The organism is Thiobaca trueperi, assembly GCF_004342175.1.
In the GTDB taxonomy this organism is placed as follows: domain Bacteria; phylum Pseudomonadota; class Gammaproteobacteria; order Chromatiales; family Chromatiaceae; genus Thiobaca; species Thiobaca trueperi.
In genome coordinates this window covers 347240-368835 of the sequence record NZ_SMAO01000001.1, presented here as the reverse complement: position 1 = coordinate 368835, position 21596 = coordinate 347240, and the positions used below count along the sequence as shown (strand labels likewise).

Annotated in this window: 19 protein-coding genes and 1 tRNA gene; 9 read left to right on the top strand and 11 right to left on the bottom strand. The window is 62.6% G+C overall.

Annotated elements, in window-relative coordinates:
* Positions 1–209: 209 nt before the first annotated feature.
* Together EDC35_RS01655 and EDC35_RS01650 are read right to left on the bottom strand one after the other, a co-directional pair.
* Positions 210–1823 carry a sigma 54-interacting transcriptional regulator gene (locus EDC35_RS01655; RefSeq protein ID WP_132975094.1) on the bottom strand — a complete coding sequence of 538 codons (1614 nt, stop codon included), beginning with the start codon at positions 1821–1823 and terminating at the stop codon, positions 210–212.
* 250 nt (positions 1824–2073) lie between these two features.
* Positions 2074–2541 carry a MarR family winged helix-turn-helix transcriptional regulator gene (locus EDC35_RS01650; RefSeq protein ID WP_132975093.1) on the bottom strand — a complete coding sequence of 156 codons (468 nt, stop codon included), beginning with the start codon at positions 2539–2541 and terminating at the stop codon, positions 2074–2076.
* Between the two features lie 81 nt (positions 2542–2622).
* Between EDC35_RS01650 and EDC35_RS01645 the strand changes: the two genes are divergently transcribed.
* Positions 2623–3069 (top strand): hypothetical protein, encoded by a 447-nt coding sequence (locus EDC35_RS01645; protein WP_132975092.1) that lies wholly within the window; start codon positions 2623–2625, stop codon positions 3067–3069.
* 29 nt (positions 3070–3098) lie between these two features.
* Here EDC35_RS01645 and EDC35_RS01640 read toward each other — a convergent pair whose 3' ends face one another.
* Complete coding sequence (locus tag EDC35_RS01640; protein WP_132975091.1) at positions 3099–4406, bottom strand: replication-associated recombination protein A; 1308 nt, start codon at positions 4404–4406, stop codon at positions 3099–3101.
* Positions 4407–4615: 209 nt separating this feature from the next.
* Here EDC35_RS01640 and EDC35_RS01635 point away from each other — a divergent pair, with 209 nt between their 5' ends.
* Together EDC35_RS01635 and EDC35_RS01630 are read left to right on the top strand one after the other, a co-directional pair.
* Positions 4616–4921, top strand: a complete 306-nt coding sequence (locus tag EDC35_RS01635; RefSeq protein WP_132975090.1) for a YebG family protein — start codon at positions 4616–4618, stop codon at positions 4919–4921.
* Between the two features lie 67 nt (positions 4922–4988).
* Positions 4989–5417, top strand: coding sequence for an NINE protein (locus EDC35_RS01630; protein WP_132975089.1), 429 nt, complete (start codon positions 4989–4991; stop codon positions 5415–5417).
* A gap of 43 nt (positions 5418–5460) precedes the next feature.
* Here EDC35_RS01630 and EDC35_RS01625 read toward each other — a convergent pair whose 3' ends face one another.
* The 3 genes from EDC35_RS01625 to EDC35_RS01615 form a co-directional block, all read right to left on the bottom strand.
* Complete coding sequence (locus EDC35_RS01625) at positions 5461–5901, bottom strand: YqaA family protein (protein ID WP_132975088.1); 441 nt, start codon at positions 5899–5901, stop codon at positions 5461–5463.
* A gap of 248 nt (positions 5902–6149) precedes the next feature.
* Positions 6150–6226: transfer RNA gene (locus EDC35_RS01620), tRNA-Arg, on the bottom strand.
* A 74-nt stretch (positions 6227–6300) separates the two neighbouring features.
* Positions 6301–8313, bottom strand: coding sequence for a UvrD-helicase domain-containing protein (locus EDC35_RS01615; protein WP_132975087.1), 2013 nt, complete (start codon positions 8311–8313; stop codon positions 6301–6303).
* A gap of 153 nt (positions 8314–8466) precedes the next feature.
* Here EDC35_RS01615 and EDC35_RS01610 point away from each other — a divergent pair, with 153 nt between their 5' ends.
* The 3 genes from EDC35_RS01610 (at position 8467) to EDC35_RS01600 (ending at position 9962) form a co-directional block, all read left to right on the top strand.
* A complete protein-coding gene (locus EDC35_RS01610; RefSeq protein WP_243651362.1) occupies positions 8467–8817 on the top strand; it encodes a DUF2782 domain-containing protein in 351 nt (116 codons plus the stop codon).
* A 383-nt stretch (positions 8818–9200) separates the two neighbouring features.
* Positions 9201–9455, top strand: coding sequence for a hypothetical protein (locus EDC35_RS01605; RefSeq protein WP_132975086.1), 255 nt, complete (start codon positions 9201–9203; stop codon positions 9453–9455).
* Positions 9456–9698: 243 nt separating this feature from the next.
* On the top strand, positions 9699–9962 hold the full coding sequence (locus EDC35_RS01600) for an FmdB family zinc ribbon protein (RefSeq protein ID WP_132975085.1): 264 nt from the start codon (positions 9699–9701) through the stop codon (positions 9960–9962).
* A 1-nt stretch (position 9963) separates the two neighbouring features.
* On the opposite strand, the gene EDC35_RS01595 is transcribed toward EDC35_RS01600, so the two are convergent.
* Positions 9964–11043: an AI-2E family transporter gene (locus EDC35_RS01595; protein WP_132975084.1), complete on the bottom strand. Its 1080-nt coding sequence runs from the start codon at positions 11041–11043 to the stop codon at positions 9964–9966.
* Positions 11040–11444 (bottom strand): hypothetical protein, encoded by a 405-nt coding sequence (locus EDC35_RS01590; protein WP_207896046.1) that lies wholly within the window; start codon positions 11442–11444, stop codon positions 11040–11042. Before EDC35_RS01590 ends, EDC35_RS01595 begins: the two co-directional genes overlap by 4 nt.
* 136 nt (positions 11445–11580) lie before the next feature.
* On the opposite strand from EDC35_RS01590, the gene EDC35_RS01585 reads away from it, so the two are divergent.
* On the top strand, positions 11581–12876 hold the full coding sequence (locus EDC35_RS01585) for an OmpP1/FadL family transporter (protein WP_132975082.1): 1296 nt from the start codon (positions 11581–11583) through the stop codon (positions 12874–12876).
* 380 nt (positions 12877–13256) lie between these two features.
* The gene (locus tag EDC35_RS01580) at positions 13257–14423 is read left to right on the top strand and encodes a PQQ-dependent sugar dehydrogenase (RefSeq protein WP_132975081.1); all 1167 of its coding nucleotides are present in this window, start codon (positions 13257–13259) and stop codon (positions 14421–14423) included.
* A 62-nt stretch (positions 14424–14485) separates the two neighbouring features.
* On the opposite strand, the gene EDC35_RS01575 is transcribed toward EDC35_RS01580, so the two are convergent.
* Positions 14486–15706 (bottom strand): argininosuccinate synthase, encoded by a 1221-nt coding sequence (locus EDC35_RS01575; protein ID WP_132975080.1) that lies wholly within the window; start codon positions 15704–15706, stop codon positions 14486–14488.
* A gap of 179 nt (positions 15707–15885) precedes the next feature.
* Complete coding sequence (locus tag EDC35_RS01570) at positions 15886–17880, bottom strand: reprolysin-like metallopeptidase (protein WP_132975079.1); 1995 nt, start codon at positions 17878–17880, stop codon at positions 15886–15888.
* 115 nt (positions 17881–17995) lie between these two features.
* On the opposite strand from EDC35_RS01570, the gene EDC35_RS01565 reads away from it, so the two are divergent.
* Positions 17996–18484, top strand: a complete 489-nt coding sequence (locus EDC35_RS01565) for a low molecular weight protein-tyrosine-phosphatase (protein ID WP_132975078.1) — start codon at positions 17996–17998, stop codon at positions 18482–18484.
* A gap of 93 nt (positions 18485–18577) precedes the next feature.
* On the opposite strand, the gene rne is transcribed toward EDC35_RS01565, so the two are convergent.
* Entirely contained in the window at positions 18578–21496 is a 2919-nt protein-coding gene (rne, locus tag EDC35_RS01560; RefSeq protein WP_132975077.1) for a ribonuclease E, read from the bottom strand.
* Positions 21497–21596 lie beyond the last annotated feature (100 nt).

The following is a 21596-nucleotide window of genomic DNA, read 5'->3' as shown; positions in this document are numbered from 1 at the left end:
AATTCGCTGACAAATTGTTCGTCAGGCGTCAATTTTCGAAGCACGGCTCTCTGGCTTGGGAAAGAGGTCGTGCCCCATCAGGAGGGGCGCGGGGCGCCCTGACTGCCCGGCGAGTCGGGATACTGTCGGGAAGTCCCTTTCGGGTTTTGGCGGCTGGAGATGGGAGATGCCGGCCAGGAATGACCGGGTGATCGGGCGGGAAGGAGGGATCAGTCGAGCGGTGACGTGCTGCGGAATGGTTTGTAGCTGATGTGGTGCTTCTGCATGCGGATGCCCAGCATGCGGCGGGTGAGCCCGAGTTCTTCAGCGGCCTCGCCGACCCTGCCGCCGTTGTTCTTGAGCGCCTCGGCGATCATCTCGTATTCGACCGCGCGCAGCTTGTCCTCCAGCGAAAACCCGTTGACGGTGCCGCTCTCGTGCGAGGTCTGGAGCGAAGGCGGCAGGTCGTAGCTGTGGATGACGCCGTCTTCGGAGAGGATGACCGCGCTCTCGATGACGTTCTCCAGTTCGCGCACGTTGCCCGGCCAGTGATAGCTCATCAGCATGTTGAGCGCGGGGGTCGAGATGCGCTTGACGCTCTTGCCGTTCTCGGCGGCGTAGCGGGTGACGAAATGGTCGGCCAGGGTGATGACGTCGCTGCCGCGCTCGCGTAACGGGGGGATGGTGATGCAGAAGACGTTGAGCCGGTAGTAGAGATCTTCGCGGAAGGTGCCTTCTTCGACCATCGCCGCCAGATTGCGGTTGGTGGCGGTGATGATGCGCAGATCCACCTTGATTGGCTTGACCCCGCCGATCCGTTTGAAGGTGCGTTCCTGTAGCACCCGCAGCAGCTTGGCCTGGTTGGCCAGACTCAGTTCGCCGACCTCGTCGAGAAAGATGGTGCCGCCGTCGGCCTGCTCGAAACAGCCCTTGTGGGTCGCCACCGCGCCGGTGAAGGATCCCCGCTCATGACCGAAGAGCTCGCTCTCGATCAGGTTGTCGGGGAAGGCGGCACAGTTGGACTTGACGAACGGCCCCTCGGCGTAAGGGCTGTTGTAATGAATGGCGCTGGCGACCAGCTCCTTGCCGACCCCGCTTTCGCCCAGGATCAGCACCGTCGCCCGTGCCCCGGCGACCTTGCGGATGTGCTCGTAGACCTGCTGCATCGGTTTGGAATTGCCGATGATGTTGGAGGGCTTGAAACGGCGTTTGAGGGCGCTCTTGAGCCGGCGGTTCTCGTTCTCCAGCCGGACCTTGTCGATGTTCTCGATCAGATACAGATCGACCACCGGGGCGATCATGGCGGCGATGGTCGCCAGCAGCTTGACATCCTGTTCCAGCAGCCGCCGGCTCATGTAGACGCGCTCGGCGCAGATGGTCCCCAGAACCTTCTGGGCGCGGACGATGGGCACGCAGATGAAGGAGGCATTGGCGCGGCCACGGTCGGCGTGCGCCTGGGTCCGGTCGAGAAAATCGCTGTTCTCGTGCAGACGCGCGACGACGATCGCCTTGCCGCTCTCCACCACCTTGCCCGTGATCCCCTCGCCGGGGGCGTAGATGCCGCGCCCCTTTTCCTCATCGGTCAGGCCAAAGCTCTCGTGGATGAAGATGGTGTCGGAGTGCCGGTCATAGAGCATCAGCATGCCCCGCTGCATTCTCAGTGGCTGCTGCATGACCTCCAGGATGATGGCGAGCAGGGCGGAGAGATCGGCGCTCTGCGTGCTGACAAAACCGATCCGGTGCAGGACAGGCAGGACGTTCACCCGGCACTCGCCGGTAAAGCAGTGCGTGAACTCCTCCACGAAGTCGTTGATGTCGAACTCCAGGGTGACGGTGTCATTCATGGGCGGTGGCGTATGCGAGGCTGAGAAGGGTTTTTATTCAGCAAATAACAGGCCAACTCTGGTGGTCGCCGGAGCGGACGATTCCCTGACGAGATTGGCAGTGATCCTGCACGCCCTGGCCGGCCAGACGCTCGGCGGTATCCGGCGGCAGATAGTCGGGCAGCTTGGGGTGCCCGTATTGCCTGCCCGCGACTGATGGACGCAGACACCGAACAGCGCGGAGAAGATGGGGCAGGTGGTGGCGCCCCGCTCATCCTGTCTCCTGTCGGTCCTCCACTTCGTCCAGCGCATCCTTCTGCATTCCGGCAATGATCCGGCGCATCAACGCGAGGAACTGGTCGCGTTCGGCCTCCGTCAGTCCGGCCAGCGCCTCGCTGTTGACCTGCATGGCCGCCGCGATGGCCGGGGCGCGCAGGGCGCGGGCCTGATCGGTCAGCCAGATGCGCTGCGCCCTGGCATCCACTGCGTCTTTTTTGCGGATTACCAGCCCGTCGCGCTCCATGCGCGCCAGGGTGTTGGCCAGGGTCGGCTGCTCGATGTCCAGGCGGTCGATCAGCTCGCGCTGGGTCAGGCCGTCGCCCTCCCAGAGCACCAGCAGGGCAGGGAAGGTTCCGGTTGTCAGGCCAAGCGGCTTGATCCGGTCCTGAAGCTGGCGGGCAAAGAGTCTTGCCAGGTGATTGACAAGATAGCCCGCCGATTGGTCTGTGATGAATTCCACGTCTCTTCCTAACACTTGCATAGCTTGGAATGCAATGCTATATAGCATGCTATGTTTAATCTTCTGGAGAGGAGCCGTCCCATGTCCAAAACCCTTCACCCGCTTGCCGGTGCGCTGGCGTTGCTGATCATCCTGGCCTTCTGGGGCACGACCCTGGTGTCCGAGGTCTTCGGCCCGCCGACAACCGTTGTGCTCGTCAAGAGCCTGATCCCCTGGGGCTTCCTGCTGCTGATTCCCGCGCTGATGGCGACCGGCGGCTCGGGATTCGTGCTCGCCGGACAGCGCGGTGGCCGTCTGGTCGATGCCAAGCGTCGGCGCATGCCGGTCGTCGCCATGAATGGCCTGCTGATCCTGATGCCGGCGGCCCTGTTTTTGGCCTTCAAGGCCCAGGCAGGCGAGCTTGATGCCGTCTTTTACGCCGTGCAGGCGCTCGAACTGGTCGCTGGCGCCGTCAACATCACGCTGCTTGGTCTGAACATGCGCGATGGCCTGCGTCTGACGGGACGGTTGCGTCACGTCCCGGCCTGAAATCGAATCAACCGAACCTGAACCGTCCGCTACGTCCTCTTTTCCGCGTCCTCATCAAGCTGTTTTAGAAACGCCATTTTCTCCGCGATCTTGATCTCCAGACCGCGTGGCGCCGGTTGATACCAGTGCGGCTCAGGCATGCCGTCGGGAAGATAGGTTTCACCGGCGGCATAGGCATGAGGTTCGTCATGGGCGTAACGATAGGCCTGTCCATGACCCAGTTCCTTCATGAGCCGCGTCGGGGCATTGCGCAGATGCACGGGCACGTCACGGCTCCTGTCCCGTTTCACAAAGGCGCGCGCGGCATTGTAAGCCTTGTAGCCGGCGTTGCTTTTGGCCGCGATCGCCAGGTAAATGACGGCTTGTCCAAGGGCCAGCTCGCCCTCTGGCGAGCCCAGCCGTTCATAGGTCAGCGCCGCCTCGTTGGCGATCTGCATGGCTCGGGGATCAGCCAGTCCGATGTCTTCCCACGCCATGCGCAGGATGCGCCTGGACAGATAGTGAGGATCCGCCCCGCCGTCCAGCATCCGGGTCAGCCAGTAGAGCGCGGCATCCGGGTTGGAGCCCCTGACTGACTTGTGAAGCGCGGAAATCTGGTCATAAAAGTAATCGCCGCCCTGATCGAACCGTCGGGCGTTGAGGGTCAGGGCGTTCTGGATGAAGTCGGCGTCAATCCGGGTCACACCAGCCGCTCCGGCGGCGGTGCTGCACTGCTCAAGCAGATTCAGACAGCGTCTGGCATCGCCGTCGGCATAGCCGACGAGGGTGTCAACCGCTGCGTCATCGAACTGAAGATGACTCAATGCCTGATCCCTCGCCCTCGCCAGCAGTTGCCGCAATTCATCGTCGGTGAGTGACTGCAAGACATAGACCTGAGCGCGGGACAGCAGGGCCGCGTTCACTTCAAACGACGGATTCTCCGTGGTGGCGCCGATGAAGGTCACCAGCCCGGATTCGGCATAGGGCAGGAGCGCATCCTGCTGGGACTTGTTGAAGCGATGAATTTCATCGACGAACAGGATCGTGCGTTGGCCTTGCGACAGGTTCAGTTCGGCCTGTTCAATCGCCGCCCGGATGTCTTTGACGCCTGCAAAGACCGCCGACAGCGCAATGAACTCACTGCCGAACGCCTGGGCCGTGAGTCTGGCCAGGGTCGTTTTGCCAACCCCCGGCGGTCCCCACAGAATCATGGAGTGCGCCTGACCGGACTGGAAAGCGAGTCGCAAGGGCTTGCCTTCACCCAGCAGGTGGGACTGCCCGATCACATCCTCCAGAACCCTGGGTCTGAGGGCTTCGGCCAGCGGTGGGGCAGGGACTTTGGCAAAGAGGTCAGTCATGTTGATCCGGGTCCAGCGCATGGCCTGGCCTGGGTCAGGGCGTCGCCCCCGTGACCCTGGCCCTGAACACCGGAATCGATGTGCAGCAGGATGGACATGGATTCCTCGTGTGAGTCGGATTGGAGAGTGTGATGGATGAGTCGCGGGCAGCCGTAAGATGGCTATACTCCCCGTTCCAGACAACCGAAGCCCGGAACGGGGCCAGCACCATGATCGAGATCGAATATATCGTGAAAGACAGCCGGGGAGTGGAACGCTTGCGCACTGCCGATAAGAAGGCCGCCGATGCCTATGACCGGATCCTGGAGAACGCCGAGCGTCTGGCGCAGCTTCTCCGCGCCGATCAGGTCTTGCCCAACCTGCCTGAAACGGATCTGGAGAACCTGACGATCTATCTGGCGCGCAATGCCCGTGAGGTCGAGCAGATCCTCAAGGGCAAGCCGATGGAGCGCGAGCAGACGCCGCCTCAGGAATCAGCGGAACCAGTGGCGTCGCTCAAAGTGGTGAAGGCGTGATGGTGAGGGAACAGGGGTCGTTCAGCGTCCCTGGTGCGCGAGCGGGACATGCCGCCCGGCGCGCGCGATGAATGGCCCACGACGCGATCAGGATGAGTCCAGCCACTCGATCCTGATGGGTTATCTGCTGTGGATCTTCGGGTTCATGGGCGCGCATCGGTTCTACTACGACAAGCCGGTCACCGGCACGCTCTGGTTCCTGACCCTGGGCCTGCTTCTGGTCGGCTGGCTGATCGATCTGCTGCTGATTCCGGGGATGAATCGCCGGGCGGATCGACGCTTTGGTCCGGGTGTCAAGGACTACAACCTGACCTGGATTCTGCTGACCTTTCTGGGACTGTTCGGCGTCCATCGCTTCTATCTGGGCAAATGGATCACAGGCCTGATCTGGATGCTGACCGGTGGCCTGTTCCTGGTCGGCTATCTCTACGATTACTGGACGCTCAACGAGCAGATCGAGGCGGTCAATGATGAGCTGCGCGTGGCGCGGGCCTGAATCGAGCCCGATAAGGGTCGCCGTCTGAGTTGGCTGGTGTCGCTCACTTCAGCGCCCCCAGCGTCAGGGCGGCGAGCGCCAGATAGCGTCCGGTTTTTGCCAGGGTGACCAGCAGCACAAAGCGCCACAGCGGCTCGCGCAGTACCCCGGCAATCAGGGTCAGCGGATCGCCGATGATCGGCAGCCAACTCAACAGCAACGACCAGTACCCTGCCCGCGCATAGACGCGCCGCGCCTGTGCCAGCCGGGCGGAGTGGACCGGAAACCAGCGGCGGTCACGATAGCGCTCCAGCGAGCGACCGATCAGCCAGTTGAGCACCGAACCCAGTACATTGCCGAGGCTGGCGACCGTCAGCAGCATCCAGACGGGCTGGGCCTTGGCGAGCAGGAGCGCGACCAGGAGCGCTTCGGACTGCGCGGGCAGCAGCGAGGCGGCGGCGAAGGCTGCCGCGAAGAGCCCCAGATAGACGCTGAGATCGATCATCCGTCGTGATGCCTGTGCCCTCAAGCAGCCGGCTCTAGGATCCGGCGAGTTCTCAGCCGCTTACTTTGGTACGAGTGGGGCGGCGCGTTCGGCACAGTTAGCCAGACGCGCTGGTGACCAGAGGTGCCGAGCAGCGCATTGCCATCTTGAAACTTGGGAAGGGCTTGAAGCAGCGCGACCGGGTTGGTGCGTGGCGCAAAGCGGGCGCTCTAAAGCAGAGCGATTTGATGGGGGGCAGGCATTGAATTTGGCGCGCCCGACAGGATTCGAACCTGTGACCCCAGCCTTCGGAGGGCTGTACTCTATCCATCTGAGCTACGGGCGCGTGAAGAGGGCGGATTATGGCCTCTGGTGGCGCATTCGTCAAAGGACTTGTCGATTTTTGCGCCAGACGGCGGATCAGCCGCTCTGGAGCATGTCCTTCATCCGGTCCAGATGACTCCGTGCGCGTTCTTTGCGGCTTTCCGGGGTGTCTGCGTCTGCGCCTTCGCCATCCCGGTTCAGTTGATCCTTGGGGAGTTCGCCAAGAAAACGGCTCGGTTCGCTGCGGACCCATTCGCCATAGCGTTTGCGACGGCGGGTCAGGGTGAAGGTCAGCGCCTGACGCGCGCGGGTGATGCCGACGTAGGCCAGCCGGCGCTCTTCCTCGATGCTGTCGTCCTCGATGCTGACCCGATGCGGCAGCAGTTCTTCTTCCATGCCGACCAGAAAGACCTGCGGGAACTCCAGACCCTTGGCGGCGTGCAGGGTCATGAGCTGGACGTGGTCGCCGGCCTCGGTCTCGTCCTGACGGTCCAGCACGTCCATGAGCGTGAGATGGCCGACCAGGTCGGCGAGCGTTTTGTCCTGAAAATCGCCTTTGCGCAGTCTGCCGATCCAGTCCAGGAGATCGGTGACGTTCTCGTAGCGTCGATCCGCCACCGCCTGACTGGAGGCGTTCTCGCGCAGCCAGGCGGGGTAGTCGATGGCCTCGATCAGGGCGCTGACGGCGCTGACCGGATCGCTGGCCGTGCGCTGGCCGTGGTCGGCGATCAGCCGGGCGAAGGCGCCGAGCCGGTCGCGCTGACGCGCGGTCAGTTCGGCGTCCAGGCCCGGTTCGGCGCAGGCGGCAAGCAGGCTGATGTCGCGCTCGCGGGCATGGCCGGCGAGCTGTTCGAGTGTGGTCGGGCCGATCTCGCGGCGCGGGGTATTGACGATGCGCAGAAAGGCGACGTCGTCCGCCGGATTCGCCAGCAGACGCAGATAGGCCATGATGTCCTTGATCTCGGCGCGGGCGAAGAAGGAGGTGCCGCCGCTCAGGAAATAGGGAATGTTGTGCTCGCGCAGCGCCTGCTCGAAAGGTCGTGCCTGATGGTTGCCGCGATAGAGGATGGCGATGTCGCCGAACGCCACGTCTTCGGCGAACTTCAGATGCAGGATCTCTGAGGCGACGCGCTCGGCCTCGTGCGCCTCGTCCTTGCAGGTCAGCACGCGCGGTCGCTCGCCGGGGCCGAGATCGCTCCACAGCCGTTTCTCGAAGACATGCGGATTGTTGGCGATGAGTGTATTGGCCAGCGCCAGGATGCGCGCGCTGGAGCGATAGTTCTGCTCCAGCATGATGACCTCAAGGGTCGGGTAGTCTGCCTTGAGCCGGGCCAGATTCTCTGGTCGCGCGCCGCGCCAGGCATAGATGGACTGATCGTCGTCGCCGACCACGGTAAAGGCCCCGCGCGGGCCGGTGAGATGACGCACCAGCTCATACTGGGCGCTGTTGGTGTCCTGATATTCATCGACCAGCAGATACCGGATGCGGCCCCGCCAGCTTTCCAGCAGATCGGGTTGCGTGCCAAGCAGATGCGCCGGTTTCAGGATGAGATCGTCGAAGTCCACCGCGTTATAGGCGCGCAGACTGCGCTCGTAGCCGGCATAGAGATCGGCCAGTTGCGACTCGAACTCGTCCTCGGCCTGACTCATGGCCTGTTCCGGGGCGATGAGTTCGTTCTTCCAGCGCGAGATGCGGTGCTGCACGGCGGGCGGGCTGAAGGCGCTGGCATTGCGGATACCGCGCAGATGCTCCTTGATCAGCGATTCGGCATCCTGCGCATCGAGCAGCGAAAAACCCGCCCTGAGTCCGCTGCGCTCGGGATGACGGCGCAGGATGTCGAGCCCCAGGGTATGAAAGGTCGAAATGGTCAGACCACGGGTGTTGACCCCTTTGAACTGCTGGCTGACCCGCTCGCGCATCTCGCGTGCGGCCTTGTTGGTGAAGGTGACGGCGCGGATATGACGGGGCTGGATGCCGACATGGCCGATCAGATGCGCGATCTTCTGGGTGATGACGCGCGTCTTGCCCGACCCCGCGCCGGCCAGTACCAGCAGCGGCCCGGCGGTGTAACGCACGGCGTCGAGTTGTCGGGGATTGAGTCCGGTCATGCTGTCTGCCCTTAAACCGCGCCCGGTGCGGTATGTGATGTTTGGGGATTGAGTCGGCCTTGGCAGAATCGACGACTGGTCGATGCGAGCGAGCAATCCGGCGGCGTTCGTAATACCATTTGATCTGTCTTTCGTCACCTAAAGGATGGCCTTGTGCTCAGTCGAATCCTACCCAGTCTGATTCTGATGCTCGCCTGCGGAACCCTGCGTGCCCAGGACGAACCACCGGCCACCGAGGGCGGCGGGTTTCTCCAGGCGCCGACGGTCGAGCCCTCGCCGGTGACCGGCGAGCCGGTGGAGCCCGATATCAACATCACCGAGTCCGGCGGCAACGTGATCTACGAATACCGGGTGCGTGGCATGCTTTATATGGTGCGGGTGCAGCCCCAGATCGGACCGCCTTATTATCTCTATGATCTCAATGGCGACGGCATCATCGATGCGCAGGAACGCTCGTCGCGTAATACGGCAGTGCCGCAGTGGGTGCTGTTTCAGTGGAATTGACGCAGGACACGGCTGGGGCAGGTGGCGAAGCGCGCTCAATCGCTCATCGCCGCTGATCGATCTGCGCATGGGGCGGCGCTAAAATAAAGAACCCCCGAGACCCAGGGGTGGAGGCGTCGGGGGAAGGCTTTCCCGGCTGGCCGGGATCTGAGGTCGTCATCCAGGGGGAGAGTGACGACCCCGGTTCGCTCGTTCAATGTGACCCGAGCCCGCCGGACAAGTTCCTGACCGCTTCAGTGCGTGTCATCGTCGCCCTGTACCGGCTCCCGAAGCAGTCTGTCCGCTGTCGCTCAAGATTTTTGATGCTGTTGCCGCCGCCGACAGAATCAGGATACCGCTCTTCGCTCACCCCAAATCCCTTGCGAAATTTCAGAGAGACCGCTATGTCACTCCCGCATCAAGGCATTCATCTGACGACCGAGACCCTGACCCAGATTCGCGCGCTCGCCCTTCCTGGTGAATCCATTGCCAGCGTCATTCAAAGGGCTGTGCTTGCACTCCACATCCTGGAGGCGGAATCCCCTCAGCATGAACCTGAGACCATCACCCAGCGCATGGACGCCCTGGAAAATCGCCTGGAGCGAATTGAGAGCCGGTGCCGCGCATATCAGGAGATGCAAGCGACTGAGGGCCGTTGAATCGAGAACGCAGGAGGACTGGCGCGGTTTGGACCTGAGTGCTTGAATCGGCGCAATGTGCCCCCGCGCCTTCTTGTCAGGTGTTCCGTCAGGTCGGTGATGGTTCGGCAGAAGGCGCTTGCGCGTCCTCAGCTCATCGACCAGGATGCGTAGCGCCTCGCGAGCCTGGAACAAAGAATTGACCCTTCTCAGGATATAATTCCAGTGACGCGACATTTGTGGAAATACCGGAGGAAAACGACCATGCCCACTTACGATTATCGCTGCGAGACCAATGACCGCGTGATCGAGGTCTCGCACCGCATGAGCGAGAGCCTGACCAACTGGGGCGATCTCTGCGCCCGTGCCGGGATCGATGCCGGCGACACGCCGGCTGATGCGCCGGTGCATCGACTGGCGACCGGCGGGAACGTGATTTCCAGCCACAGCCTTGGCAGCGGACGCGCCCCGGCGGCCTGTCCGTCCGCCGGTTCCTGCTGCAACGGTGGTTTCTGCGGACTCGATTGAATCAATCGGCGTGTAGCGCGTCCGCACGCTCTTCAGCCAGCCGCTGCGGCCAGGCGGTCAGGATCGCCTGCACCAGGGTCGCCAGCGGAATCGCGAAGAAGACCCCCCAAAAGCCCCAGATCCCCCCAAACACCAGGATGGCGACAATGATCGCCACCGGGTGCAGGTTGACCACTTCCGAGAAGAGCAGTGGCACCAGCACGTTGCCGTCGAGCGTCTGGATGATGAAATAGACCGTCGCCAGCCAGATGAAGGTGTTGTCCCAGCCCCACTGAAACCAGGCCACCAGCAGCACCGGCACGGTGACGACCGCCGCCCCGATATAGGGAATGATGACCGACAGCCCGACCAGCAGCGACAGCAGCATCGCGTACTTCAGTCCGAAGGCGTAGAAGGCCACATAGCTTGCGACCCAGACCACGATGATCTCCCACGCCTTGCCCCGCACATAGTTGGAGGTCTGGCGATCAACATCCCGCCAGACATCGCCCGCGATCCCCCGATGCTGTGGCAGCAGCCGGCGCAACCAGTCCAGAAAGAGATCCTTGTCCTTCATGAAGAAAAACACCAGTAGCGGCATCAGGATCAGATAGACCAGGGCGGTGATGACCCCGACCACGCGCGCCACCGACCAGGATAGCACCTGTTGACCGAAGGAGACGGCCTCGGCGCGCAGGGCGACGATCAGTGCGTCGATCTGGGCCATGGTCACAAGCTCCGGATAATGTTCGGGCAGATCAGTGAGGAATTTGGTCCCCTCCGAGATCATGGTCGGCAACTGCTGCACCAGCTCGGTGATCTGGCGCGACACCAGCGGCATGACGCCAATCAGCACCAGGGTGACGAACAGCATGAAGAGCACATAGATCAGGATGACACTGGGCAGGCGTGGCAGACCGCGTCGCATCAGATAGGCGACCGGCCCCTCCAGCAGATAGGCAATGACCAGACTGCCCAGCACGGGCGCAAGCATGTTGCCCAGGATCAGCACGATCGCAAAGACGATCAGCAGAAACAGCGCCAGAAAGACGATCTGCGGATCGGATAAATGGCGCTGAAACCAGTTGGTGATGAGGTTCATGACGGGAGTGATGGGTCTTGAGGGTCGCAGCCGACCCGATACAGTTGATAGTGACGGTCGAACAGGGCTTCCAGTTCGTCGATGACCTCGGCGGCGGCGCGGCCCTGCAGCACATGAGCCGACATCAGCGTCGTGGTCTCATTGAGCAGTTGTCCGTGGTCGAGCATATCGTAAGCCTGCGACAGACGCTTGATCGCGCCGACCACACTTTCGTTCGCAGGGCGCGCCAGCGGTCGCGGCTCGCGCACCTCAGCCTCGCCAGCCTCGTCAGTCGCGGACGAGGCGCGCTGGGTCAGGAAATCGGCGAATGCCAGCAGGGTCGAGCGGTCGGCTGCGGACAGATCGTGAAACAGGGTCGTCAGGCGCCGCTCGTCTGCACATCCGGAGGGCCGGGTTAACACAGGTCTGCACTCCATATTTCAATGACAGGCGCGGTTTATATCACGGACATGTCAAATTATCGTAACGAAGGGATGGAATTAGACAGATGCTTCGCATAGAGTTTGGCGCGGCTAAAATCTGCTTGGGAACCCTTTGATGCATCAATACAAGACTCTCTGCTCCATTGCCCTCATCCTGGCTGCTGGCGCGTCTGGTGTCCAGCATTCGGCCTTCGCTTCCGGCTTCTCGCTGCCCGAAGCGTCCGTCGCCGGTCTGAGCACCACCAACGCCATGGTCGCCAACCCCAATGAAACCGGCGCCTTCGCCTATAACCCGGCGGCAATGGGCTTCCATGAGACCTCCAGTCTGGCGGTCGGGACGGTGCTCATCGGCCCCAGTTTCAGCGTCACCACCGCCAGCGGCGACCATGACAGCCAGGGTGCGGACTGGCTGGCCGGCCCCATGATTCAGGGCGCCTTCAGGCTCAATGAGCAGTGGCGGCTCGGTCTGGGTGTGACGGCTCCCTTTGGCCTGGAGACGCGCTGGCGCGACGGCACCTTTCCCGCCGTCAGCGGCACCGCGACCCTGCCGGTCCCGCCCCCGCTCAATCCCAAGGTGCCGCGCGGACAACCGACCGCCAGCAAGCTCGAAATTCTGGATGTCAGCCCGACTGCCACCTATCGCGTCAATGAGGACTTGAGTCTCTCCGGCGGACTGGACATTTACTGGGCCAGGAGCGCCCAGCTCAACTCGACCGCCGGTGAACTCAGCGGCGACGGCACCGGACTCGGCTTCAATCTCAGTGCGCTCTATCGCCATGGACCCTGGAGTCTGGGGGCGGCCTTCCGCTCCACCGCGACCCTCGGGCTCGAAGGCGATTACCTGCCGCTCAGTCAGACCCTGGTCGCACTCAGGCGGCTGGCACCCGCGCAGTCCGCCGAACTCGACGTGGATCTGCCGTGGCGGCTGCAAATCGGCGCGCGTTACGCCTTCAGCGATCAGTTGGCAGTTGAATTCGACTGGACGCGAACCGGCTGGAGCGAGTTCAACGATCTCAAGATCAAGGGAAAGAACAGCGGTGCGCTGATCTTCTCCGACGCCAACGACTGGAGCGACGCCAGCGCCTGGCGTCTGGGTGCGACCTATCAGCTCCGCCCCGAGACGCAACTGCGCTTTGGCTATGCCTATGATGAAACCGGGCAGGGGGACGATCACTACAGCGCCCGTGTACCGGATAACGACCGTCATCTCTTCAGCATCGGTGTGGCCCAGGCGCTGGGGCAGGGCTATTCGCTGGAGGCCGGCTACATGTATGTGAAGGGTGTGGATCGCGATTATCGCAGCAGCAGACATTATGTCTCGGGCAGCGATCTCAATGGCAGCGATGCGCTCAATGGCGATTACGCGATGGACGCACATCTGATCGGGCTGGAGATCGTCAAGGTCTTTTAAACCGCGCCCAGTGCGGCAGGCGATGTTTTTGGTTTGGATCGGCCCTGGTCGTACCGACGGCTGTTTGATCTGGCGCGGTTTAAGAGCTTAAAAAGGATCAACGCATTGCTGAAAGCGGAAAAATCAGCGAAAACACCATCGGTATAAGACCGTCCATCCGGGAGACATCCCGGATGGACGCCTGGAATCAAACCCGCTTGCGCCCCGCCACCCGCAGCTCGCCTTTCAGATGCGCGGCCTCGCGGACTTGATTGTTTGTTCCTTGCGCCAGATTGCCCGCAGTCGCAGTGCCTAGGCGCGCGGCGCCGTCCGAGCTGCTGGCTGCCACCAATTACGACGATGCACGAAACAAGCTGGTCCGAACAACGGAGGAACCGGTCATGACTCCCCGTCTGGCGATGCTGTTACCGCTTCTGTGCTGGATTCCGCTGGCTCACTGCGGACCGGTTCCCGGCGCGATCGAGCCGACCGGTGATGTGCCGGAGGCAAGCGGCTGGCGTGCCGAAGTGATCGTGTCCGGCCTGGAGCATCCCTGGTCCATCGCCTGGCTGCCAGACGGCTCCGCACTGATCACCGAGCGACCAGGGCAACTGCGGCTGCTCCGCGACGGCGTGCTCGATCCCAAGCCGATCAGCGGCGTGCCGAGGGTGTTGGCCCAGGGGCAGGGCGGTCTGCTGGATGTCCTGCCGCATCCGGATTTTGCCGCCAACCGGCTGATCTATCTGATCTATGCCGCCGGCACTCAGGACGCCAACCGCACGACGCTGGCGCGCGCGCGTCTCGACGGCTCGCGGCTTGAGAATCTGGAGGTCATCTTCCAGAACGCCGACGCCAAATCCGGCGGTCAGCATTTTGGCTCCCGACTGCTCTGGTTGCCCGACAAGAGCCTGCTGATGAGCATCGGCGATGGCGGCAATCCGCCGCTTGCCTTCGACGGCGGGAACATCCGCGATCAGGCGCAACGGCTCGGCACCCATTTTGGCAAGATTCTGCGTCTGCGCGAGGATGGCCGTCCTGTTCCGCGCAATCCATTCAGTCAGCAGCGCGGCACCCGTCCCGAGATTTATACCTACGGCCACCGCAATATCCAGGGTTTGGCCCTGGATCCGGTCAGCGGGCGGGTGTGGGCGACCGAGCACGGCTCGCGGGGCGGCGACGAGCTGAATCGAATCGAGGTTGGCAGGAACTACGGCTGGCCCCTGGTCACCTACAGCATGGAATACTGGGGGTCACGTATCGCCGACGAGACCAGCCGTCCCGGTATCGCGGAACCGACGGTGGTCTGGACGCCGTCGAAGGCACCCAGTGGTCTGGCGTTCTATACCGGCGACCGCTATCCACAGTGGCAAGGCGATCTCTTCAGCGGTGCGCTCAAATTCGGCCAGATTCGCCGCATCGATCTCGATGGGATGAGAGTGGTTGGCGAGCAGAAGCTGACCATCGGTCAACGGGTGCGCGATGTGCGCCAGGGTCCGGACGGCTATCTCTATGTGCTGACCGATGAACCCAGCGGGGCGTTGTTGCGTATTCTGACCGAGGAGGGGTGAGCAAGTAGGGGCGATTTAAATCGCCCCTACAGTAGGTGATTCTCCGGAAATCGCTTAAACGATCAACCCCGCTTGCGCCCGGCAACCCGCAGCCGCAGCGCATTCAACCGGATGAAACCGGTCGCGTCGGCCTGATTGTAGGCACCGGCGTCTTCCTCGAAGGTGGCAATCGAGGCATCGAACAGGCTGTCGGTCTCGGACTTGCGCCCGACCACCATGACGTTGCCCTTATAGAGCCGCAGACGCACCACGCCGTTGACGACCTGCTGGGTCTGGTCGATGGCGGCCTGGAGCATCTGGCGTTCGGGCGTGAACCAGTAGCCGTTGTAGACCAGACTCGCATAGCGCGGCATCAGCTCGTCTTTCAGATGCGCGGCCTCGCGGTCGAGCGTCAGCGACTCGATGGCGCGATGTGCCTTGAGCAGGATGGTGCCGCCGGGGGTTTCGTAGCAGCCGCGCGATTTCATGCCGACATAGCGGTTCTCGACCAGATCGGCGCGACCGATGCCGTTGGCCCCGCCGATGCGGTTGAGTTCGGCCAGCAGCGCCGCCGGGCTCATGGTCTGGCCGTCGATGGCGACCAGATCGCCGTGCGCAAAGGTCAATTCGATCGTGGTCGGCTGATCGGGCGCCTGCTCGGGCGCGACCGACCAGCGCCACATGTCCGAACCCGGCTCGACCCAGGGATCCTCCAGGTCGTAGCCTTCATAGGAAATATGCAGCAGATTGGCGTCCATCGAGTAGGGCGACTTGGTGCCGTCACGCTTCATCTCGACCGCGATGCCGTGCTGTTCGGCATAGGTCATCAGCTTTTCGCGCGAGAGCAGATCCCATTCGCGCCAGGGGGCGATGATCTTGATCTCGGGATTGAGCGCATAGGCGGTCAGCTCGAAACGGACCTGATCGTTGCCCTTGCCGGTCGCGCCGTGGGCGATGGCGTCGGCCCCGGTCTCGGCGGCGATCTCGATCAGACGCTTGGCGATCAGCGGGCGGGCGATCGAGGTGCCGAGCAGATATTCGCCTTCATAGACCGTGTTGGCGCGGAACATCGGAAAGACGAAATCGCGCACGAATTCCTCGCGCAGATCGTCGATATAGATCTCTTTCACGCCCGCCGCCGTCGCCTTGGCGCGCGCTGGCTCCAGTTCCTCGCCCTGACCGATGTCGGCGGTGAAGGTCACCACCTCGCAGCCGTATTCCTCTTGCAGCCATTTCAGGATGACCGAGGTATCCAGTCCGCCCGAATAGGCCAGAACCACCTTTTTGATTGCGCCTTGCGCCATCGTCTTGCTCCAGATCACGGAAAAACGCCCTCGCGGGCAAAGCGCAAGTATAGATCGGGAGCCGTGGGCAGGGGCAGCGGATCTCAGGCCATAACGGCCTGAGTCGCGCCCAATGGCTGGGTCTGAGGGCGGGATGAGGCGTCACCTCACCTCGCCCCACTGACGATTGGACCGTCTTGCTACTGGACCTGATAGCTTCTGATGGCCTGATTGTTGCCGTCATTGAGCTCCGTCACGCGACAGAAGCTGTCCACATAGGCGCGGAAGGTCTTGGCGCCTGCTGCGCGCGCCGCGCGGAGTCCCGAGAAGGTCAGGGTTTTGACCTGTCCCACCGCCAGGGTGCCTACCGTCTTGTATTGATTGCCTTCGACGCCACAGGTGGCGGCCGCAGCGCGGTGCGTCCAGACATCGAGCCAGCCGCCATCGCCCGCTGCCGTTCCCTGATTCTTGACCGTGACGGTGGCGCTGAAGAGGGTGTTCGGGGCAGGATTGGCAGGGGTCAGGGTGATCGCCGTCACCACGAAATCGGCTCGTTTGACGGCTTGCGGCGTGATCGTCACCACATTGGAATAGGCTGAATTGCCGGCTGAATTGGTCGCTCGCACGCGATAGAGATAGGTTTGACCGGCGGTGAGGCCGGTATTGGTATGGCTGGTGGCATTGGCTGCGGTGGTTGCGATCTGCGACCAGGAGCCGTTAGTCCCGGTCTTGCGCTCGATTTTGAACCCTGTTTCATTGTCGCTGTTGTCCGTCCAGCTCAGATTGATCGCAGTGGCCGAGGCCGCAGTAGCCGTCAAGTCAGATGGCACGGCGGGTGGCGGCGTGGCGCTGGAGACGCGATACGCCGCAACCGTCGCTTTCGTGTTCATCAGTGTGCGTGCATTGTCACCGTCCGTGGCCTGTCCGGTCGCTACCCCCTGATAGCTGATGTTGGGGCTGGAAAAATAAGGCACCCGTACATGATCGCGTCCGTCGCTGAAATAACTTCCCGATTCGTATGTCATGATTGAACAATAGCGAGCGCTGTCCTGACCCGTCCAGCGCCATCCGCCAGAATAGGAATACAGCCCTGGACCGGGCTGGAAATTTTGCGCCTTATGATGGTGTGCGCCCATGTTGTGGCCGATTTCGTGGATCACGGTGTAGGTATTGTGGGCCTGCTGCACGCGATTCAGATTAAAGGCAAGCTGCTGCCATCCTTGTTCCGTGTTCAACTGCCAGCCCAGTCCGCCCGTATCCTCGACCCTGGCGAGCAGACTGACCACATCCGCGCCATAGGTGTCGCGCCAGGCATGGACCTCTTCCATGTAGCGTGGTGTCCCCTCCATTCCCCAGGGGTCGTATTCGGCATGGAAGGTCAGGCGGTAGAGATCGGTGCCTGAATCGCCGCTTTCGGTGTAATTGATTTCAGCCGTATGGACCAGATTCATGGTGATGCCGAGCTGACTGTTATCGAGCGCCAACTGGTTGCGCTGCATCGTTTGATCGATGACATGCTGAATGCTGGTGGCGCTGCTGTTCGCCCACTGGCGCGCGGCTGGCGTATAGACAATCATCAGATCAATCGTCGCTGGCGTGTCCGCAGAGGCGTCCGGACGGTTCTGCAATGCCTTTTTTTGCGCGGGAAGATCGGGCGGCAGGAGATCAGGGCCGGATTCCAGCACGTCTTTCAGGTCGGGATCGACATCCTGCACCACATGGCCGACTTTCTGGCCGAAGTCGGAGATGATGTACTCCTGCTGACGCTCAGGCAGACTGATGGTTGCGAGTATGCGTCCATCCTTGATCGAGAGCAGCACCGTGCCATGCTCGCTATCCTGGATGCGTCCGCGAACTGAGCGCACCCCGTTGATATCGGTCGCGACACGATCAATGACTGCCCACAGATGGACATCGTCGAAAAGCCCGAGATACAGGCTGCTGCCCTTGGTCAGGCTATCGGGCGTGAGTGCTTGGGGATTGATCTGTACCATGCGAAACCGTTGCGCAGCCGCCAGTGCCTCGCTCACACGATCCGGTAGCGGCGCATTCTGGTCGGCAAGGGCGGCAGGCGCCATCAGGAGCGGAATCGGAGAGGATGCTGTGTCAGCTCCCATGACATTGAAGGCGAGTAGCAGGCCGGCAGCAGCGAGGCTGACGAGACCGGCGCGGGGGTGTTGCGGTTGGCAAGACATGAATTCCTCCGTTCGCTAAACCTGCGGTGTATGCGTGCGCTATCCAGTATAACGGCCAGAAAATCGAGATTCTCAACGGTCGTCACAAAAACCAGTCTATGTTTGACCAGAAATCATGAACACAGATCACCGCATCAAGATCCTTTTCGTCTGCATGGGCAATATCTGCCGCTCGCCGACCGCACATGGCGTCTTCCGTCATTTGGTCAGGGAGGCGGGGCTGGAACATCGAATCGAGATCGATTCGGCGGGGACGCATGCCTATCATCTCGGCGAGCCGCCGGATCGACGTTCGTGCGAGACGGCGCGGGAGCGGGGGGTCGATATTGGCGATCTGCGCGCCCGACGCGCCCGGTCGCAGGACTTTCTCGATTTCGATTACGTCCTGGCGATGGATGAGGACAATTATCGCAATCTGGCTGAACTCTGCCCGTCCGGTATGGAGGAAAAGCTCAAGCTGTTCATGGACTTTGCGCCGGAGCTTCAGGTGCGGGAGGTGCCTGATCCCTATTATGGGGGCGCACGCGGGTTCGATCTGGTGTTTGATCTGCTGGAATCGGCGTCACGCGGATTGCTGGCAGAGCTGCATGGGCGGTTGCGCTGAAGCGCGATCAGACTGGAATGGAGCCCGGCACCATGGCCGGGCCGTCATGCAGGCGGCGGTGACGAGTCACCGCGCCTGATCGGTTTCGCCGACTCAGGAGCCGTCGCTGGTCTGAGCGGATTCTGTGTGCGCGTTTGTGTGTGATCGCGCCGCCGGTTCACTCGCTGCGGCGGATCCTGTCTCGGATTGATGTGTACTCCGTTCGACCGCTTCCGGCGCTGGTGTGCTGGCAACCGGTAGGGTCTCAGAGACGAAAACCGGAGCCGGCAGCAAACCCTGTGGCGCGGATGTCGTCTCGGGCAAGCGAGGTGGAGCGGCGGGCCGACTCACCTCCGGCGCGGACTCGCGGGCGGACTCCGGTGTCTGGTCGCTTGTCGGCTGGCTGTCAGGTGACGGGCGATAAAGGGATTGAGTGGGCTCCGCGTCCGACTCCGGGGTGAACGCCGATGCGCCGTCCGGTATGCCGGCTGTCACCGCTGTTTCAGCGCTAACGGCGGGACGCCGACGATTGCGTCCACCGCGACGACGACGCGAACGTGGCCGCTGCTCGGGGCCGCCTGGTGTCCCATCGCCGGTTTCGGTTTCGGAATCGTTGCCGTCCGCCTCGTCGTCAGTGGTGTCCAGCGTGTCGGATGACGGTCTGGCCGTCCGGATGGATTCCGGCTTTGGCGCCGACTCCCATTCCGACACCTCGTCGCTGTCCTGATGCGTGCTTTCCCACCAGCGGTAGCCTGATTCACCCTGAAGCGGTGCCGCCGGGGTATTGGCTGTGTCGTCGATGGGCGCGGATCCCGGCAGGGATTCATCCGGTTCGGTGACAGGGCGGGGCTGATGGACGGTCTCAAATGGTCTGACGCTGCTGCGACGGATATCCTGATTCTCGTCCGTTTGTGTGGGGTTGCGCGCCTCGCCCGGTCCCCGTCGATTGCGTCCGCGCGATCCGTTGCGACGTGAACGCCCTTCGGCGTTGAGCTGGTCATCGCCTTCCGTCAGCGGCGTGGATGCCGTGTCTTCGCGCTCGACGCGTGGGCGTCGCTCCTGACCGCCGCGTTCTGCGTCCGGGCGGGCCTGCTCGCCCCTCGGGGGATGGGTTCGCGCGCGATCCTCACGCATCTGTGGCGCACGTCCTTGACCGGGCCGGTCCCGGCGACTCATGTCGCCCTGACGTGACCGTTGCGGTTGCGGATCGCGATCCGGGCTTTGCGGCGGCTCCGAAATGGTGCGGATTGGCTCCGGCTCGGGCGCCTGTGTCGAGCGCGATGGCTCCTGTTCCAACGCACGCCCCATGAAGAGACCGGTCCAGATACGCTTGAGCAGGCTTTCCGACTCGGCGCGTTCGGCCTCTCTGGCGGATGAGACCGGGGACGAGGGGCGCGCCATCTCGCGCTGCGGAGCCGGCGAACTGGGCGTGACCTGCTTGACTGCCGGCTCCGCGATCTGTACGGGTTGGGCGAGTTTGGCGTAATGCGGCGTGGCGCTCGGTTCAGGGGGAGCGGTCAGCTCATAGCTGGACTGGAGTTCGGTCAGCCTGGCGGCATCCTGGGTGCGCAGACGCTCGATCCGATAATCCGGGGTCTGTAGGTGCTCGTTGGGAACCAGCAGGATCTCGGCGCCCTGACGTTCTTCGATGTCGAGGATGGCTCGCCGCTTTTCGTTGAGCAGGAAGGTTGCAACACTAACCGGAAGCTGGGCGACGATGCGCTGGGTACTGTCTTTCATCGCCTCTTCCTCGACGATGCGCAGGATCGAGAGCGCCAGCGACTCGACGCCACGGATGGTGCCCTGACCCTTGCAGCGCGGACAGACCTGCTGGCTGGATTCGCCGAGCGAGGGTCGCAGCCGCTGGCGTGACATCTCCAGCAGACCGAAGCGCGAGATGCGCGCGACCTGGACGCGGGCGCGATCCTGCTTGAGCGCGTCGCGCAGCCGGTCTTCCACCGCCCGCTGGTTCTTGGGTGGGCTCATGTCGATGAAGTCGATGACGAAGAGCCCACCCAGATCGCGCAGCCGCAACTGGCGGGCGATCTCGTCGGCGGCTTCCAGATTGGTGTTGAGTGCGGTCTCTTCGATGTCCGCGCCCTTGGTGGCGCGGGCCGAGTTGATATCGACCGAGGTCAGCGCCTCGGTATGATCGATGACGATGGAGCCGCCAGAGGGCAGACGCACCTCGCGCTGGAAGGCCGACTCGATCTGACTCTCGATCTGATAGCGGGTGAACAGCGGCACCTCGTCCTGATAGAGCCGCAGTTTCTTGAGATTCTGCGGCATCACCTGCTGGATGAAACTTGCCGCCCGCTCATAGACCGCACGATCATCGATCACGATCTCACCGATGTCCGCGCGCAGATAGTCGCGGATGGAGCGGATGATGACATCGCTTTCCTGATAGATGAGAAAGGGCGCTTTGCGGCCCTCGCCGGAGGCCTCGATGGCCTTCCAGAGCTGGAGCAGGTAATCCAGATCCCACTGGAGTTCCTCGACGTTCTTGCCGACGCCGGCCGTGCGCACGATCAGCCCCATGTCTTCGGGGATCGCAAGCTGGCTCATGGCGTCACGCAGCTCGTTGCGGTCCTGGCCCTCAATCCGGCGCGAGACGCCGCCCGCGCGCGGGTTGTTGGGCATCAGCACCAGATAGCGCCCGGCCAGCGAGATGAAGGTCGTCAGCGCCGCGCCTTTGCTGCCGCGCTCTTCCTTGTCGATCTGAACCACGACCTCGCGGCCTTCGCGCACCGATTCCTTGATGCTGACCCGCGAGCCAGCCCTGGTGGTGTCCGGCTCGAAATAGCCGCGCGCGATCTCCTTGAGCGGCAGAAAGCCGTGACGGTCGGCGCCGTAATCGACAAAGGCGGCCTCCAGACTGGGTTCGACGCGGGTGATGGTTCCTTTATAGATATTGGCTTTTTTCTGTTCCCGTCCGGGCGATTCGATGTCGAGGTTGTAAAGGATCTGGCCATCGACGGTCGCGACGCGCAACTCTTCCGGCTGAGTTGCGTTGATCAGCATTCTTTTCATGTTGTTCCTTCTCATACACCACGGCGCGTGATCCGTGGTTGCACGCCTCGCTGCGGGCAGGCGGCGCATCGCCGGTCATCAATCCGGCAAGTTGAACCGC

What these genes read in the sequence shown, in the direction of transcription:
- rne (WP_132975077.1), bottom strand. Translation starts at nt 21,496, where the DNA reads ATGAAAAGAATGCTGATCAACGCAACTCAGCCGGAAGAGTTGCGCGTC.
- EDC35_RS01570 (WP_132975079.1), bottom strand. Translation starts at nt 17,880, where the DNA reads ATGTCTTGCCAACCGCAACACCCCCGCGCCGGTCTCGTCAGCCTCGCT.
- EDC35_RS01575 (WP_132975080.1), bottom strand. Translation starts at nt 15,706, where the DNA reads ATGGCGCAAGGCGCAATCAAAAAGGTGGTTCTGGCCTATTCGGGCGGA.
- EDC35_RS01580 (WP_132975081.1), top strand. Translation starts at nt 13,257, where the DNA reads ATGACTCCCCGTCTGGCGATGCTGTTACCGCTTCTGTGCTGGATTCCG.
- EDC35_RS01595 (WP_132975084.1), bottom strand. Translation starts at nt 11,043, where the DNA reads ATGAACCTCATCACCAACTGGTTTCAGCGCCATTTATCCGATCCGCAG.
- EDC35_RS01640 (WP_132975091.1), bottom strand. Translation starts at nt 4,406, where the DNA reads ATGACTGACCTCTTTGCCAAAGTCCCTGCCCCACCGCTGGCCGAAGCC.
- EDC35_RS01630 (WP_132975089.1), top strand. Translation starts at nt 4,989, where the DNA reads ATGAATGGCCCACGACGCGATCAGGATGAGTCCAGCCACTCGATCCTG.
- EDC35_RS01600 (WP_132975085.1), top strand. Translation starts at nt 9,699, where the DNA reads ATGCCCACTTACGATTATCGCTGCGAGACCAATGACCGCGTGATCGAG.
- EDC35_RS01635 (WP_132975090.1), top strand. Translation starts at nt 4,616, where the DNA reads ATGATCGAGATCGAATATATCGTGAAAGACAGCCGGGGAGTGGAACGC.
- EDC35_RS01645 (WP_132975092.1), top strand. Translation starts at nt 2,623, where the DNA reads ATGTCCAAAACCCTTCACCCGCTTGCCGGTGCGCTGGCGTTGCTGATC.
- EDC35_RS01605 (WP_132975086.1), top strand. Translation starts at nt 9,201, where the DNA reads ATGTCACTCCCGCATCAAGGCATTCATCTGACGACCGAGACCCTGACC.
- EDC35_RS01655 (WP_132975094.1), bottom strand. Translation starts at nt 1,823, where the DNA reads ATGAATGACACCGTCACCCTGGAGTTCGACATCAACGACTTCGTGGAG.
- EDC35_RS01615 (WP_132975087.1), bottom strand. Translation starts at nt 8,313, where the DNA reads ATGACCGGACTCAATCCCCGACAACTCGACGCCGTGCGTTACACCGCC.
- EDC35_RS01565 (WP_132975078.1), top strand. Translation starts at nt 17,996, where the DNA reads ATGAACACAGATCACCGCATCAAGATCCTTTTCGTCTGCATGGGCAAT.
- EDC35_RS01585 (WP_132975082.1), top strand. Translation starts at nt 11,581, where the DNA reads ATGCATCAATACAAGACTCTCTGCTCCATTGCCCTCATCCTGGCTGCT.
- EDC35_RS01625 (WP_132975088.1), bottom strand. Translation starts at nt 5,901, where the DNA reads ATGATCGATCTCAGCGTCTATCTGGGGCTCTTCGCGGCAGCCTTCGCC.